This window comes from Micromonospora sp. LOL_025 (assembly GCF_048060285.1).
Taxonomy (GTDB): domain Bacteria; phylum Actinomycetota; class Actinomycetes; order Mycobacteriales; family Micromonosporaceae; genus Micromonospora.
The window spans coordinates 1-14657 of record NZ_JBHMIR010000021.1; the positions used below are offsets into that span (position 1 = coordinate 1).

General features: G+C 74.0%; 15 protein-coding genes. 7 read left to right on the forward strand and 8 right to left on the reverse strand.

Features of this window, described 5'->3' with window-relative positions:
• Nucleotides 1-150 precede the first annotated feature (150 nt).
• Nucleotides 151-834, reverse strand: a complete 684-nt coding sequence (locus ACFHW0_RS22715) for an ABC transporter permease (protein WP_311413184.1) — start codon at nt 832-834, stop codon at nt 151-153.
• A gap of 2 nt (nt 835-836) precedes the next feature.
• On the opposite strand from ACFHW0_RS22715, the gene ACFHW0_RS22720 reads away from it, so the two are divergent.
• Complete coding sequence (locus ACFHW0_RS22720; protein ID WP_416610603.1) at nt 837-1838, forward strand: ABC transporter ATP-binding protein; 1002 nt, start codon at nt 837-839, stop codon at nt 1836-1838.
• Nucleotides 1839-1850: 12 nt separating this feature from the next.
• Here ACFHW0_RS22720 and ACFHW0_RS22725 read toward each other — a convergent pair whose 3' ends face one another.
• The 7 genes from ACFHW0_RS22725 to folP form a co-directional block, all read right to left on the reverse strand.
• Entirely contained in the window at nt 1851-2348 is a 498-nt protein-coding gene (locus tag ACFHW0_RS22725; RefSeq protein ID WP_416610605.1) for a hypothetical protein, read from the reverse strand.
• Between the two features lie 60 nt (nt 2349-2408).
• Nucleotides 2409-2723 (reverse strand): hypothetical protein, encoded by a 315-nt coding sequence (locus ACFHW0_RS22730; protein WP_416610607.1) that lies wholly within the window; start codon nt 2721-2723, stop codon nt 2409-2411.
• Between the two features lie 54 nt (nt 2724-2777).
• Complete coding sequence (locus tag ACFHW0_RS22735; RefSeq protein WP_416610609.1) at nt 2778-3992, reverse strand: ABC transporter permease; 1215 nt, start codon at nt 3990-3992, stop codon at nt 2778-2780.
• Nucleotides 3993-4114: 122 nt separating this feature from the next.
• Nucleotides 4115-4657, reverse strand: a complete 543-nt coding sequence (locus ACFHW0_RS22740; RefSeq protein ID WP_121401747.1) for a DUF3180 domain-containing protein — start codon at nt 4655-4657, stop codon at nt 4115-4117.
• Between the two features lie 19 nt (nt 4658-4676).
• Nucleotides 4677-5204, reverse strand: a complete 528-nt coding sequence (gene folK / locus ACFHW0_RS22745; RefSeq protein ID WP_416610611.1) for a 2-amino-4-hydroxy-6-hydroxymethyldihydropteridine diphosphokinase — start codon at nt 5202-5204, stop codon at nt 4677-4679.
• Nucleotides 5201-5566: a dihydroneopterin aldolase gene (gene folB, locus ACFHW0_RS22750; protein ID WP_121401586.1), complete on the reverse strand. Its 366-nt coding sequence runs from the start codon at nt 5564-5566 to the stop codon at nt 5201-5203. Before folB ends, folK begins: the two co-directional genes overlap by 4 nt.
• The gene (gene folP / locus ACFHW0_RS22755; protein ID WP_416610613.1) at nt 5563-6483 is read right to left on the reverse strand and encodes a dihydropteroate synthase; all 921 of its coding nucleotides are present in this window, start codon (nt 6481-6483) and stop codon (nt 5563-5565) included. The genes folB and folP overlap by 4 nt, the downstream gene beginning before the upstream one ends.
• A gap of 343 nt (nt 6484-6826) precedes the next feature.
• Between folP and ACFHW0_RS22760 the strand changes: the two genes are divergently transcribed.
• Genes ACFHW0_RS22760 through ACFHW0_RS22785 form a run of 6 tightly spaced genes read left to right on the forward strand, consistent with a single transcriptional unit; the run spans nt 6827 to nt 14657 of the window.
• Nucleotides 6827-7141 (forward strand): hypothetical protein, encoded by a 315-nt coding sequence (locus tag ACFHW0_RS22760; protein WP_121401588.1) that lies wholly within the window; start codon nt 6827-6829, stop codon nt 7139-7141.
• Nucleotides 7142-7154: 13 nt separating this feature from the next.
• The gene (locus ACFHW0_RS22765) at nt 7155-7517 is read left to right on the forward strand and encodes a hypothetical protein (RefSeq protein ID WP_089003089.1); all 363 of its coding nucleotides are present in this window, start codon (nt 7155-7157) and stop codon (nt 7515-7517) included.
• A 49-nt stretch (nt 7518-7566) separates the two neighbouring features.
• Nucleotides 7567-10971 carry an ATP-binding protein gene (locus ACFHW0_RS22770; protein ID WP_416610616.1) on the forward strand — a complete coding sequence of 1135 codons (3405 nt, stop codon included), beginning with the start codon at nt 7567-7569 and terminating at the stop codon, nt 10969-10971.
• 1 nt (nt 10972) lies between these two features.
• On the forward strand, nt 10973-12937 hold the full coding sequence (locus ACFHW0_RS22775; protein ID WP_416610618.1) for an MFS transporter: 1965 nt from the start codon (nt 10973-10975) through the stop codon (nt 12935-12937).
• Nucleotides 12934-13491, forward strand: coding sequence for a hypothetical protein (locus ACFHW0_RS22780; protein WP_416610619.1), 558 nt, complete (start codon nt 12934-12936; stop codon nt 13489-13491). The genes ACFHW0_RS22775 and ACFHW0_RS22780 overlap by 4 nt, the downstream gene beginning before the upstream one ends.
• Nucleotides 13488-14657, forward strand: coding sequence for a M23 family metallopeptidase (locus tag ACFHW0_RS22785; protein WP_416610621.1), 1170 nt, complete (start codon nt 13488-13490; stop codon nt 14655-14657). The genes ACFHW0_RS22780 and ACFHW0_RS22785 overlap by 4 nt, the downstream gene beginning before the upstream one ends.

A 14657-nucleotide genomic window follows, 5' to 3' on the forward strand; every position in this document is an offset into this window, starting at 1 on the left:
TGCGGGACTCCGCTGCGCTGCGTTCCTCACGCTCACCGAGCCAACCCTCCGCTCACGACTGCGGGACTCCGCTGCGCTGCGTTCCTCACGCTCACCGAGCCAACCCTCCGCTCACGACTGCGGGACTCCGTTGCGCTGCGTTCCTCGCGCTCACCGGGCCCGCTTCAGCCAGGGGGTCAGCAGCCTGCCCGCACCGGCCAGGACCAGGTCGAGCACCAGGGCGAGCAGGACGCAGAGCAGCGTCCCCGTCATGATCTGCGCCTTGTAGAAGTTGTTCTGGAAGCCGGCGAAGATCAGCTGCCCCAGGCCGCCGCGCCCGATCACCACGCCCACGGTCACCAGGGCCACCGTGGAGACGGTCGCCAGCCGCAGTCCGGTGAGGATGCCCGGCAGGGCCAGCGGCAACTCGACCCGGAACAGCCGGCCCCAGCGGCCGTAGCCCATCCCCTCCGCCGCCTCGCGGACCTCGGGGGGCACCTGGTTGAGCCCGGCGACGGCGTTGCGGACGATCACCAGCAGCGCGTAGAGGACCACCACGCTGAGCGCGGTCGCCGCGCCGATGCCCAGGTAGGGGGCGACGAACGCGAAGAGCGCCAGCGACGGCACCGTGTAGAGCACCCCGGTGAGGGCCAGGACCGGCCCGGCGAGCGAGCGGTACCAGTACGCGGCCACCGCCAGCGGCAGCGCGATCAGGGCGGCGATCAGCACCGCGCGAGCGGTCAGCGAGGCGTGCTCCCGCACGGCGGCGAGGATCGTGTCAGAGTTGTCCCGCACGTACTGCCAGGAGAACCACGGGTTACCCGGGTCGGCCCGGTAGCTCAGGCGGAAGGACATGTGTGGACGTTACCCCGGAGGGCACCGCCCCCGCCGAACCGCGCGCGGCGTCGATCACGCTGGAGGGCATCCGCAAGCGCTACCCGGACGGCACCGAGGCCGTACGCGAGCTGAGCCTGGACATCAGAGCCGGCGAGCTGGCGGTGCTGATCGGACCGTCGGGCTGCGGCAAGTCCACGGTGCTCCGGATGGTCAACCGCCTCATCGAGCCGACCGGCGGCCGGATCCTGCTCGGCGGCGAGGACGTCACCCGGGTCGACCCGGTCGGGCTGCGCCGCCGGATCGGCTACGTGATCCAGAACGTCGGGCTCTTTCCGCACCAGACGGTCAGCGCCAACGTCGCCACCGTGCCCCGGCTGCTCGGCTGGCCCCGCCAGCGCAGCCGCCGCCGGGTCGACGAGCTGCTGGAATTGGTCGGGCTCGACCCGGCCACGTTCGGCCGCCGCTACCCGCACGAGCTCTCGGGCGGGCAGCGGCAGCGGGTCGGGGTGGCCCGGGCGCTGGCCGCCGACCCGGTGGTGCTGCTGATGGACGAGCCGTTCTCCGCCGTCGACCCGATCGCGCGGACCCGGTTGCAGGAGGAGTTCCTCCGGTTGCAGGCCGAGGTGCGCAAGACCATCGTGCTGGTCACCCACGACCTCGACGAGGCGGTCCGGCTCGGCGACCGGATCGCGGTGCTCTCCGAGGGCGGGCGCCTGGAGCAGTTCGACACCCCGGCCGCCGTGCTGGGCGCGCCCGCCACGCCCTTCGTCCGGGAGTTCGTGGGCGCCGACCGGGGCATCCGCCGGCTCGCGGTCACCCCGGTCACCGGCGGGTCCGTCGAGCCGCTGCCGGAGACCGGGGCGGCCGGGCTGCCGACGATGCCGGTCGGCGGCTCGGCGTACGACGCGCTGGGGGTGCTGCTGACCTCGGCCGCGGACCGGGTCGTGGTGACCGACGGGGGGCGGCCGATCGGGGTGCTCAGCCGGGAGCGGCTACTCGAACTGGGCGCGCCCGAGCGGTGAGGCGCGGCCGGGTCAGGCGCGACCGCCGAGACTCGCCGCGCCGATGACCCAGCCGGCGAGGAATCCGTAGGACGCGCCGGTGCCGCCCGCCTGGATCGCCGTGAGCAGCGCCGGCTCCGGGCCGAGGAAGGCAGCGAGCAGCGAGGCGAAGCCGCTGGCCAGGACGTACGCGGCCCAGCCGGAGAAGAACTGCGTCCCCGACCCCTGCACCCGAGCCACCTGCGAGGTGGGCAGCAGGTAGAGGAAGAGCGCCGCGAGGATGACCAGCAGCACGGCCCGCAGGTTCGCCACGAGCAGGTTGCCGGTCGCCCCGTCGCCGTCGAAGTGCCACGCCGGCCAGGAGAGCAGTTGCAGGTACCAGCCGCCGGCGGAGTTCGGGTCGGTGCCGGCGGCCCAGCCGACGTACGCCGGGCTGCCGCAGACCGCGACCAGGAGGAGCGCCGCGAGTGCGCCCGTGCCCGCCGCCGTCCCGTAGCGACCGCCGGTGCGTGACGGGTTGGTGAGCGCCATGATCGGATCAGTTCCCGGCGGACACCGGGGGGCAAACCTGACCGGGGCCGTCGGTCGCCGTCACCCTCGCGGGTGCTTCATCAGGTAGTCGATGAACGCGGCCCGCAGCAGCGGCGCCGACTCCTCGTAGCCGTGCCCGGTCAGCTCGCGCCACAGCGCCGCGGCCTCGTCGATCGTCGGCCCGACCGAGTTGGGCGCGCCGTCGAGGACGGCGGCCTCGTCCGCGTTCGGCAGGTGCCGCAGCACCGACCAGAAGAAGCGCACGTCGCGGCGCTCCCGGGCGACCGCGAACGCCCGCTCCCGCAGCTCCTCGGTGGACAGCGCGTCGAGTTCCTCGAACGACGGGCCGGCGGAGGTCGATGGTGTGTCGGTCATGCCGCCGAGCCTAACCGGCGAGATCACTCCCGGCCCGGTGGACGCGGCGCCGGCTCACCGCTCGCCGGCGTCCCAGCGACGCGGGCCGGTCTCCCAACCGGGATCGCTCCACGGGTCCACCGGGCTCTCGGGGGACCGCCTCGGCACGGCGGGCGGCCAGTCGCCGACCGGGTCCGCCGGCGGCGCCGTCCAGCCCGCGCCGATCCGGCCGTCGCCGGCGGGGACCGGTTCCGCCGCCGCGCCGGTCGCCGGCCGCCCGTACGCCTCGACCAGCCGGGTGACCAGCAGCCCGACGCCGAGCGCCGCCGCGCCGACCGCCCACCGGCTCACCGTCCAGCCCTTCGCCTGCGCGTACGCGAGGAAGACCGTGACCAGGCAGACCGCCAGCAGGGTGCCGAAGACGCCGCCCCGCCGGCCGTAGGCGCTGGTGCCGGCGAGCAGCGCCAGGCCGACCGCGAGCACCGTCCAGTCCAGCCCCGGGTCCGGCACGACCGGGGCGGTGTCCCGGCTGGCCGTCAGCATGCCGGCCAGCGCGGCCAGCACCGTGGACCCGACGAGCGCGCCGGAGGTGACCACCGCCGCCACGGCGCCCCGGCGGCGGGCGGGGTCCACGACCGGACGGAACCGGCCGACCACCCGGCGGACGGCCCGCACCGAGCCGAACAGGCCGCCGAGCACCGCGACGGCCGCGAACCCGACGAAGAGGTGCAGGGCGCCGCGCTCCGGGTCGTAGTCGCCCTGCGGCAGGACCGACGCCGAGCGCTGTTCGACGTACACGACCACCCCGGCCGCGCCCGCGAGGGACGCGGCCCAGCCGGGCACGTGCAGCACCACCACGACCAGCGCCAGGGCGAGCCCGCCCAGCGCGGCGACCAGCAGGGCCGGGCCGGCGGCGGCGCTGACGCCCCGGTCGCCCTGCTCGGCGACGTGCAGCGCGGCGGCGACCGCCACGGGGCCGACGGCCAGGTTCACGGCGGCGGTACGCAGGGTCAGCCCGGCGGCCAGCGCCAGCAGCCCGAGCACGACCGCGTCGAGGAGCAGGGAGCGCAGCCCGTCGCCCCGCAGCACGGCCGGGTCCTCCCGCCAGAGCAGGTACGCCAGGACGGCCAGCCCGGCCAGGAGCAGCAGCTCCCAGACGACGTGGACGGCGAACCGGTCGCGGCCGGGCTCGCCGTGCGCGGGGTCGTCGAAGACGTTCTCCAGGACGGAGGCGGGGATGCCGGACGAGGGCTCGGGGGACGGCTCACGCCCCGGTTCGTCGTACCGCATGACGCCGCCTCCCACGTGGCCGCCCGTCCAGCCTGGTCCGACGCGCGGGCGGACCGGGGCGGCGTTGCTCTCCGGTCGGAGGCACCGTACCCGCGCGGGAGGCCGGGCGTAACCCCCCGGAATCAGCGTGGGCCGGGGCGGCCCTCCCGGCCGCCGGGCTCGCGGTCCTCGTCGTCCTCCTGCTCGGGAACCCGGCAGGAGCGCTCCAGCCAGAGCGCCGCCGCCACCAGCGCCAGCCCGGCGAGCAGGCCGGCGCCGGCGATCGGCCGGTCGTCCATCGCGGCGTCGGTGCGCTCCACGAAGAGCCAGCCGGTCAGCCCGGCGTAGAACCCGGTGAAGATCGCGCCGGCCAACGCGGACGCCTTCGCCAGCACCACGAACCGGGCCACCAGCAGCGGGTTGACCGGCTCGCGGCCCGGCCTGCGCTCGATGCGCCCCCGCGTGTTGACGGCGGCGTAGGCCTCCAGCACGGCCAGCGCGGCGAGGGTGACCACCGGCAGCCAGGGCAGCTCGGGCAGGTAGTCGTAGTAGAGGGTGCTGATCAGCAACCAGGCCACCGCGGCGGCGCCGAGGGCGGCCACCACCAGGGTGGAGATCCGGGTGGGGCCCATCCGGGACCGCTCGGGGCCCGTCCCGCCCGGTCGCGGGGACTGCGCCTGCGTCATGCCGGCCGGCTCCACTGGGTCATGCCGTCGACTCTATCGCCAGATCCGGCCGGGGGCGCAGATCCAGCGCGTCGTCGGCCACCGGAGAGGTGTTGAGCAGGTCGGTCAGCCAGCCGTGTCCGGGCAGCCGCCCGTACGGCTGGAGGTCGATCCACGGCCGCAGCACGAAGGCCCGCAGGTGGGCCCGGGGGTGCGGCAGGGTCAGCTCGGGGTCGTCGCTGAGCACCGGCTCGTCGCCGTCGGTCCACACGGCGATGACGTCCACGTCCAGGGTGCGCGGCCCGAAACGCCGCTGCGGGTCGCGGGTGCGCCCGGCGGCGCGCTCCGCCGCCCGGGCCCGCTCCAGCCAGTCGTACGGGGTCGCCGCCGGATCCTCGGCGAGCAGCACGGCGTTCAGGTACGCGGGCTGGTCCGCGTCCCCCCAGGGTGGAGTCTCGTAGACGCCGGAGACCAGGAGCACGCTGTCGCCGAACGCCGAGACGGCGCAGCGCAGGTGGGCGAGCCGGTCACCGAGGTTGCTGCCCAGGGAGAGGACGGCGCGGGTCACCGGTCACGCCGCCGCGTCATCGTCACGGCCACGTCGGTGAAGGCGTGCGGGACGGGCGCCTCCGGCTTGTGTACGGTGACCGTGGCGGCCTCGACCCGGGGATCGGCCAGGCAGACGGCCAGCAGCCGGTCGGCGAGCGTCTCGATCAGGTTGACCGGCTCGCCGGTCACCACCGCGACCAGCCGCTCGGCCAGTTCGCCGTAGTGGACGGTGTCGCCCACCTCGTCGGAGCGGGCCGCGGGGGCGAGGTCCATCTCCAGGACGGCGTCGACCACGAAGTCCTGGCCCTGGACGCGCTCGAAGTCGTACACCCCGTGCCGGCCGTGCGCCCGCAGGCCGGTCAGCTGGATCCGGTCGGTCATCGGTCTCCTCCGTGGTCGGCGGTGCGGTCCGCCCGTCCGGCGCCGGCGTGGGCCGCCCGGGCCCCACCGGTGGACGCGGGTGCCAGGCGGGGCGCGCCGGTGGCCTGCCAGACGGCGAGGGCGTCCACGGTGGCTCGGACGTCGTGCACGCGTACGCCCCAGGCGCCGGCCGCCACCGCGAGCAGGCTGGTGGCGACGGTGGCCACGTCGCGGCCGTCCGTGGGGCGGGGGGTGCCGTCGGGACCGGCCAGCAGCCGCCCGAGGTACGACTTGCGGCTGGACGCGAAGAGCAGCGGGAAGCCCAGGTCCAGCAGCTCGGACAGGTGCCTGCTCAGCTCCCAGTTGTGCGCGGCAGTCTTGGCGAAGCCCAGCCCCGGGTCGACGACGATGCGGTCGGCGGCGACCCCGGCCCGCAGCGCCTCGTCGACGCGGCGGCCCAGCTCGACGCGCACGTCGGCGACGACGTCGGCGTAGCGGGCCAGCTCCCCCATCTCGCGGGAGTGGCCGCGCCAGTGCATGAGCACCCAGGGGCAGCCGGCGTCGCGGACCACCCGGGCCATGTCGGGGTCGGCGAGGCCGCCGGAGACGTCGTTGACCACGGACGCGCCGGCGGCGAGGGCCGCCTCGGCGACCCGCGCGCGGGTGGTGTCGATACTGACCGGCACGCCGGCGGCGGTCAGCTCCCGGATCACGGGGACCACCCGGGCCGTCTCGGTCTCCGCGTCGACACGGTCGGAGCCCGGCCGGGTGGACTCGCCGCCGACATCCACCAGGTGGGCGCCGTCGGCCCGCAGCCGCACGCCGTGTCCCACGGCGGCATCGAGGTCGGCGTACCGTCCGCCGTCGGAGAAGGAGTCGGGCGTGACGTTGAGGACGCCCATCACCACCGGGGTCGAGGCCCGTACCAGATCGGTCACGGCTAGACGGTACCGGTCGAGCGGAGCGCCCCGAGCGGGCCGGGTCGAGGGCGATGACATGCGCATTCGAACGGGTGTACGATCGGTCGCCGGGGGCGGATCGGGCAGACTCTTCGCGGCTTGTCGCAAACAGTGGGTGCCCGTACGCTTTGGAACTGCCCGGCATCGAGATGGCGAAGCCTGGAGGGAGGGCCGAAGCGGGAGAATCCGCCCAAAGCTCACCACCCTCCGTGGTGGGTAACGAACGCAGGGTCGCCGACGCTGCGCACAGGGAGCACCGTTCCCGCCAGGCATGCCTACTGCACCACCGCGGCGCCGCCGGCCGCGACTTGGGGAGGTTCCAGTGATCGCCATCGAGCTGATGGAGACGGCGACGTCCGCCGCCGCCCACACGCTCTCTGCCCTGGCGTCGACTCCACTCGCCGAGCCTGCGCCCAAGGGGATCGACACCGAGGGTGTCGTCACGTTCTTCGCCAGCAAGATCGCTCCGATCCTGCTGGCCGTGCTGGGCGTCATCTTCATCGGGCGCGCCAGCCGGGGTGAGATCTCCAAGGTCCTCACCAGCTCGGCGATCGCGATCGTCGGGCTCGCCTTCATCGCCGGAGCCGCCACACTCTTCTTCATCGGCGACTACCTGATCGACCTGATCTTCGAATAGGCGCGGGCACGAGATGCGGCTGCGCACCGACGACGACATCTACCGGGCTCGCCTGGTCTACCTCGGGCCGCCCGGCTACACCCTTCCCGTCCACCTGCCGTACGCCCAGTACGGGCTGTTCATGCTGCTCGTTCCCCTCTACATGTTCATCCACTGGCTGTTCACGTTGCAGGTCGAGCTCTTCCCCGCCTGGGAGATCGCGCTCGCCATCGTGAGCACCTCGTTCATCTTCCGGTACGTCGACCCGGACCGGCCCGCGCGCATGGTGATCCGCACCGCGCTGACCGACTGGCGGCGGACCCGGGAGCCGGCCGCGGAGCAGCGGGACCCCCGCCTGGTCGGCAGTCGGATCAGGATCCGGGAGGAACTGGCATGACCGGTCGCACCCCGACCAGGCAGTCGAACGACGCGGATGAGGCGGTCGCATGAATCGCAGTTCCACGCCGGGTTCCCCGGCAGGGCGTCCGGCCGTCCCGCACGGTAACCGTGCGCGGTCGTTCGACTACGCGGATGATCCCGAGGTGGACGAGGTCGCCCTCGATCCGGCCCTGGTGACGACACCCGGGCACGGTGGCGTGGGTGTCTTCCAGGCTCCCCGCCCTGCGCCACGCCGCACGCCGCCGGCCGAGCCGCAACCCGCCGGCACCGGCGACAGCGCCGACATCGACTCACCCTTCCTCGACCTGTTCGGCGGTACGCGCCCCGGCGCGACCCGGCCGACGGCGCCCCCGCAGCGGGCCGGCGGGCAACCCGCCATCGGGCAGCAGCCGGCCGCCGCACCGGCCCCGGCCGCGCTCCCGCCTGCTCCCGCCGCCCCCCTGCCGCCGCCCGCACGGGCGGGCCACGGGGCCGACGCCTACCGGAGCGGCCACCCGGCCGACGCGGCCCACCGGACGTCCCCGGGGGTCGCACCGGCCGCCGACCAGCCCTCGGCCGACGCGTACGAGCCGCCCGCCCGACCGGTCAGGTCCCGGGTGCCGCACCAGTCCGGGGACCGGCTGCCCACGCTCCGCCCACCGGTGGGGGCGGAGGACGCGACGGCCGGCGTGCCGCCCGTCGCGGCGGCACCGCCGTCGTCCCACCCGGCACCTCTCCAGCAGGCGGCACCGCTCGACCCACCCGCGCCGGACCCGGCTTCCGAGCCGGCGTCCCGTCGCACCGGGGAACGCCCGCCGGAGCGGGCCGGCCGGGAGGTGGCGCCGCCGCGGCAACGCTCCGCCGGCCGGCGCGGCCAGCCCACCAAGCCCGCCCGGGTCAAGCCGCCGAAGATCAAGTTCGGGGACCGGGACCCGGCGGTCGAGCTGGCCATCACCGAGATCGCCGGTCACCTGACCTTCACCCCCAACACCGTCACCGCCTGGTACTGGCTGCCGGAGGTGCGCTGGGCGTTCCGGCCGGACGCGGAACGGGAGGCGCTGCTCTCGGCGATCTCAGAGCAGTACGCCGGGCTGGCCGGCTTCCGACTGCACCTGCGGCGCACCACCCGGCCCTTCCCGGCCGACGAGTGGGCCCGCACCATCGACGCGCACACCGCTTCGCCGCTGCCCGACGTGCCCGGCACCGCCGGCTGGGGCGACCACCTCGTGGCCGCGCAGCGGCACCTGCTCTCGGTCAACCACGCCGAGGGGCAGACCTACCTCGGCGTCACCTTCGCCCGGCGCTCCCTCGGCGACTCGCTCACCGAGCGGCTGCTGCGCACCTTCGGCCGGGGCGTGGCCGAGGGCGAGCGCCGCAAGCTCGGCCGCACCGTCGAGCAGTTCGACGAGGTGCTGGGCGCGTTCGGCATGCGCGGTCGACGGGTCACCGCGCAGGAACTGGAGTGGCTGCTCTACCGCTCGGTGGCGCTCTGCATGGCGCCGCCCGGGCAGCTCTCCCCGCTCACCGACGGCAAGTGGGAACGCGGCGACCTGCTCGCCCTCACCGAGCAGGTCGAGCGCTACCGCACCCCGTACGGCTCGACCGTCAAGCTGGTCAACCGGATGACCGGCGAGGAACGGCACGTCGCCGTGCTGGCGGTCGGCCGGATGGAGCCGCTGGAGATCCCCGAGCGGCACGAGCCCTGGCTGCACTTCCACGAGCGGCTGCCGTGGCCGATGGAGCTCTCCACCCGCGTCGACATCCTCGGCTCCGGCGACTCCTTCCGTAACCTGGAGCACCGGCTGCGGATGATCCGCTCCCAGCAGCTCGACTACGCGGAACACGGCATCGACGCCCCGCCGGAGCTGGAGCGGCTGGCCAAGCGGGCCCTGGTCATCGGCGACGAGATGACCACCGGGCTGCCGGTCGACTCCGCCCGCGCGCACGGCTGGCACCGGATCGCCGTCGGCGGTCGCAACCGCGAGGAGTGCCTGGAGCGGGCCCGCCGGCTGATCCAGCTCTACTCCCGCGAGCTGCGGATCTCGCTGCAACACCCGAAGAACCAGGACTGGCTGGCCCGCGAGTTCATCCCCGGCGAGCCGATCGCCAACACCGGCTACGTCCGGCGGATGCCGGTCAACCTGCTCGCCGCCGCGCTCCCCCAGGCCGCCTCCACCGTCGGCGACCGGCGCGGCGACCTCATCGGACGCACCGCCGGCACCTGCCGCCGGCCGGTCTTCCTCGACCTGCACTTCCCGATGGAGGTACGCGAACGCTCCGGGCTCGCCGTATTCGTCGCCGAACCGGGTGGCGGCAAGTCCACCCTGCTCGGCGCGCTCGGCTACCTCGCGGCCCGACGCGGGGTCCAGGTGACGCTGCTCGACCCGTCCGGCCCGCTCGCCCGGCTCTGCGCCATGCCGGAACTGCGGCCGTACGCGCGGGTGCTGAACCTGACCGGCTCCGAGCACGGCACCCTGGCCCCGTACTCGCTCATCCCGACGCCGCTGCGCAGCGAGTTCGGCGCCGGGGCCTCGGGCGACCGGGAGTTCGAGATCGCGGTCTCCAACGCCCGCGCCGAGCGGCGGATGCTGGTGCAGGACATCTGCATGATGCTGGTGCCCCCGCAGGTCGCCCGGGAGGCGTCCACCGCCACCCTCTTCCGGCACGCCGTACGCCAGGTGCCGGCGGAGGAGACCTCCACCCTGGACGACGTGGTCGCCTGCCTCAGCCAGCTCGACGACGACGCCGGCAAGGAACTGGCCAACCTGCTGCTCGACACCGCCGAGATGCCGCTGGCCATGCTCTTCTTCGGCCGGCCGCCGGAGGGGCTGCTCGGCGCGGACGCCGCGCTCACCGTGATCACCATGGCCGGGCTGCGACTGCCCGACCTGAAGATCGAGCGGGAATACTGGTCCGCCGAGGAGGCGCTGGCCCTGCCGATGCTGCACACCGCGCACCGGCTCGCCGTACGCCGCTGCTACGGCGGCTCGATGTCGTCCCGGAAGCTCGTCGGCCTGGACGAGGCGCACTTCATGGAGGGGTGGCGCTCCGGGCGGTCGTTCCTGGTCCGGCTCGCACGCGACTCCCGCAAGTGGAACCTCGCCGCGCTGGTGGCCTCGCAGAATCCGCGGGACATCCTCGGCCTGGACGTGCAGAACCTGGTCTCGACCGTCTTCGTCGGCCGGATCGCCGAGGACGCGGAGATCGCCTCCGAGGCGCTCCGCCTGCTGCGGGTGCCGGTCAACGACGGCTACGAGGCCATCCTGGCCTCCCTCTCCACCGCCGACGCCACCAGTTCGACCCGGCTCGGCTTCCGGGAATTCGTCATGCGGGACGTCGACGGCCGGGTGCAGAAGGTCCGGGTCGACGTCTCGTACGTCGACGGGCTGCTGGACCACCTCGACACCACCCCCGCCGCGATCGCCGCGGCGGCCGGGGTGCTGCCGGCCATCCTGCCGAACATGGAGGCGTGACATGGCGCGGGCCCGGGCACGGTTGGCGGCGTTCCTGCTCGCGGTCGGCGTACTCGCCGGGGCCACGATCGGCTGGCCGGCCGTCGGCGCCACGGCGGCCCCCGCACCGCTGACCGCCCAGGCGAAGGCCGACCTCTGCACCACCCCGGAGTGGCAGGCCGACTTCCGCGCCTGCGTCGCCAAGCTGAAGGAAGTCGCCGACTCCGAGGTCAAGTGCCGGAACGCCCCGACCCCCGGCGCTCCCGACTCCGGGCTCGCCGGCTGGTTCGCATCACGACCGGAATCGGCCACGAAGCCAGGCCCGAAGGGCTTCTACAGCGACTACGGCTACGCCGGATACAGCTACTCCACGTACGACGTCGACAGCGGTTGCGCGACCGCGGTGCTGCACCCCGACTACAAGTTCACCAACACGGTGGCCAACGGCGAGTTCATGATCGCCACGGCGATCGTGGGCGCCTCGAACGCGCTGCGGGAACGCGCCTGGGACCCGCGCTCGATGTGGGGCTGGGCCGACCCGCTGGTGGACCAGGCGACCAAGGCCGTCTACCAGAAGGTGTTCAGCGTCTTCGGCATCGTCACCCTGTGCGTGGTCGGCCTGTACCTGCTCTGGCGTTCTCGCCAGTCCGACATGAGCAACGCGATGACCACGGCGGGTTGGGCCCTGCTGGTGATGGTGGCGGTGACCGCCCTGGCCGCCTGGCCGGTCAAGTCGGCCAACATCGCCGACGGCACCCTCGTCACCACCCTGGGCGTGGTCCACGACGCGGTCGGCCCGGCCACCAAGGACACCCCTCCAAGCCAGTGTGATGACCCGAATCCGGAGGCGTGCAAGGACAACCGTCCGCCCGCCGTGCGGGCCAGTGACACAGCGACGGAGGCCATGCTCTACCGCAACTGGCTGCGGGGCGTGCTCGGTTCGGCGGACAGCGAGACGGCGAAGAAATACGGTCCGGCCCTCTACGACGCGAAGTCGCTCTCCTGGGAGGAGGCGGCGAAGCTCCGGTCGAACCCGGCCACGCGAGAGGCCACCATCAAGGCCAAGCAGCAGCAGTGGGCGCGGGTCGCGCAGCAGATCGAGACCGAGGACCCGGAGGCGTACGAGTATCTCCAGGGCATCCGGGACATGGACCGGGTCGGTGCCGGGTTCATCGCGGTGCTGGCCGCCGTGCTCTTCGCGATGTTCGACCTGACCGCCTCGCTGCTGGTGCTGCTGGGCTTCCTGATCTTCCGCTGGGCGGTGATCGCCGCGCCGATCCTCGGCACGGTGGGCCTGATGCGCCCGGCCAGCGCCGGGTTGCGGCGGTTGGCGAACGCGGTGGTCGCCGCCGTCTTCAACATCGCCATCTTCGGCACCGGTGCCGCCATCTACCTCTTCGCGGTCGACCTCATCATGAGCACGCCGACCCTGCCCGGCTGGCTCCAGGTGGTGCTGGTCTGGCTCTGCGGGGTGGTCGGCTGGCTGCTGCTGCGTCCCTACCGGAGGATCACCCAGCTCGGCGGCAAGGACAGCAGCGAGGCGGTCAGCTCGGCCGGCTCGTGGCACCGGCGCTTCTTCCGGGACATGCGCACCGCCGCCCGGCTCGACGTCGCTGAGCCCGGCGGCACGGCCGAGCCGGCGATGGGCCGGCGTCGGGCCGTCGTGGCGGAGCAGCGCACCCTCCGGCCCGAGGCCCGGCGGGAGGATCCGGCACACGCCGCCACCCGCGGTGGGCAGGCCGCCAACCCCGGTGGGGAGGAGCGGCAGCGGCCCGACGGCCGCGAATCGGCCGCCGAGAAGGCGGCGCCGTCCGAGGAACGGGGCACCTCCCGCCCGGTCGCGCCCCGCCCCCGACGGCGGCAGCCGGCCACCTGGACGGAGCCGGACGTGCCGGACGAGAACCCCTCGTTCGTCATCTACCGTCCCGGGTCCGTGGAACGCGAACCTGACCGGACGACTCCCCGGATCCGGTCCGAGGCGCGGTGAGTGCGGTGCGGCGGGCGGTCGAATTCCTGGTCACCCGGGTGCTCCGGTCCCGGTTCGGCGTCGCGATCGGCATCGCCGTCCTCGTGTTCGGGATCATCGGAGCGGCGCGGCTGGTGTCCGGGCCGGGCGATCCCACCTCCGGGCTCAGCAACCGCCCCGACCGACCGATCACGACGGTCGACCCGACCGCCGGCGACGACGGGGCGTTCTCCACGGGCGCTCCCCCCTCCCCGGTCACCCGACCCGGCGATCTCACGCCGGAGCAGACCGCTGAGCGCTTCGTCGCCGCCTGGCTCGGCAAGCCGGGCATGACGGCGCAGCGGTGGCAGGAGGGCCTGCGTCCCCTGTCGACCCCGGTCCTGACCGACAAGCTGGCCGGCGTCGACCCGTCCGGGGTTCCGGCCGGTCAGGTCGACGGCGACGTCACGCTTCAGCCCCGGGCCGAGAACTTCGTCGAGGTGCTGGTTCCGCTCGACACGGGACGGCTCCGCCTCGAACTGGTGGCGCCCGAGGGGCGGTGGCTGGTGGACGCGGTGGACTGGGAGCAGAAATGAGCGACGGGACGCGGCCCCGCGGTCGACAGCTCCGACTCGGCGCACTGGCCGCCGCGTTGACGGCGACGCTCGCCCTGCTCTGCTGCACCGGCGGCGCGGGCGCCTTCCTGCTCACGGAACTCGGCGGCGACTCCGCAGACTCCATGACGGCGGTGAGCATGGACTGCAAGGAGGACTACCGGGTCGATGTTCGCGGCAAGATACCCCGGATGTCGGGATACGGGCAGGTCCAGCTACGCAACGCCGCCCGGATCATCAAGGTCGGGCAGGAGATGAAGGTGCCGCCGCGCGGCTGGGTGATCGCCGTGGCGACCGCCATGCAGGAGTCCCGGCTGCGCAACCTGGCGAACCGGACCGTCGGCGAGTCCGAGGACCTGCCCAACGAGGGCGTCGGCGCCGACCACGACTCCGTCGGGCTGTTCCAGCAGAGGGCGAGCTGGGGCACCGTGGCGCAGCGGATGACGCCCGAGTACGCCGCCCGGAAGTTCTACGAGAAGCTGGTCAAGGTGCCCGGCTGGGAGACGATGTCGCTGACCCGGGCCGCCCAGGCGGTGCAGATCAGCGCCTTCCCGGACGCATACGCCAAGCACGAGGACACGGCCGCCCGGATCGTCAACGCGCTGGCCGGCGGGGCCGCCCGGATCGCGCTGGTCAACGGAAGGAAGGCGTGCGACCGCGCCGCCGCCGGGCAGATCGCCGCCTCCGGCTGGACGGCTCCCATACCCGGCGGCGTCGGCTCGGGCTTCCAAACCGCGAGCCGCCCCAGGCACAACGGGGTCGACATCGCCGCGCCGAAGGGCACCGACATCCGCGTCGCCGCCACCGGACGCGTCCTGGTGTCCCGCTGCGACCCGGACAATCGCGGCCGGCGCACCTGCGACGTCGACGGCTGGCCGAACAAGGGCGGCTGCGGCTGGTTCGTCGACGTCCTGCACGCCGGCGGGTTCATCACCCGCTACTGCCACATGGTCAGCAAACCCCGCGTCAAGGTCGGCCAACTCGTCGAGGCCGGCACGGTCATCGGCGAGGTGGGCAGCAGTGGCAACTCCTCGGGTCCGCACCTGCACTTCGAGGTGCACGAGGACGGGGACAGGAGCAGCGAGGGCGCCATCGACCCGGTGCCGTTCATGCGATCGCGCGGCGCGCCCCTCAAGGGCGCGGGATGA

What these genes read in the sequence shown, in the direction of transcription:
- ACFHW0_RS22765 (WP_089003089.1), top strand. Translation starts at nt 7,155, where the DNA reads ATGCGGCTGCGCACCGACGACGACATCTACCGGGCTCGCCTGGTCTAC.
- ACFHW0_RS22740 (WP_121401747.1), bottom strand. Translation starts at nt 4,657, where the DNA reads ATGACGCAGGCGCAGTCCCCGCGACCGGGCGGGACGGGCCCCGAGCGG.
- ACFHW0_RS22785 (WP_416610621.1), top strand. Translation starts at nt 13,488, where the DNA reads ATGAGCGACGGGACGCGGCCCCGCGGTCGACAGCTCCGACTCGGCGCA.
- ACFHW0_RS22730 (WP_416610607.1), bottom strand. Translation starts at nt 2,723, where the DNA reads ATGACCGACACACCATCGACCTCCGCCGGCCCGTCGTTCGAGGAACTC.
- ACFHW0_RS22775 (WP_416610618.1), top strand. Translation starts at nt 10,973, where the DNA reads ATGGCGCGGGCCCGGGCACGGTTGGCGGCGTTCCTGCTCGCGGTCGGC.
- ACFHW0_RS22735 (WP_416610609.1), bottom strand. Translation starts at nt 3,992, where the DNA reads ATGCGGTACGACGAACCGGGGCGTGAGCCGTCCCCCGAGCCCTCGTCC.
- ACFHW0_RS22715 (WP_311413184.1), bottom strand. Translation starts at nt 834, where the DNA reads ATGTCCTTCCGCCTGAGCTACCGGGCCGACCCGGGTAACCCGTGGTTC.
- ACFHW0_RS22770 (WP_416610616.1), top strand. Translation starts at nt 7,567, where the DNA reads ATGAATCGCAGTTCCACGCCGGGTTCCCCGGCAGGGCGTCCGGCCGTC.
- ACFHW0_RS22725 (WP_416610605.1), bottom strand. Translation starts at nt 2,348, where the DNA reads ATGGCGCTCACCAACCCGTCACGCACCGGCGGTCGCTACGGGACGGCG.
- folB (WP_121401586.1), bottom strand. Translation starts at nt 5,566, where the DNA reads ATGACCGACCGGATCCAGCTGACCGGCCTGCGGGCGCACGGCCGGCAC.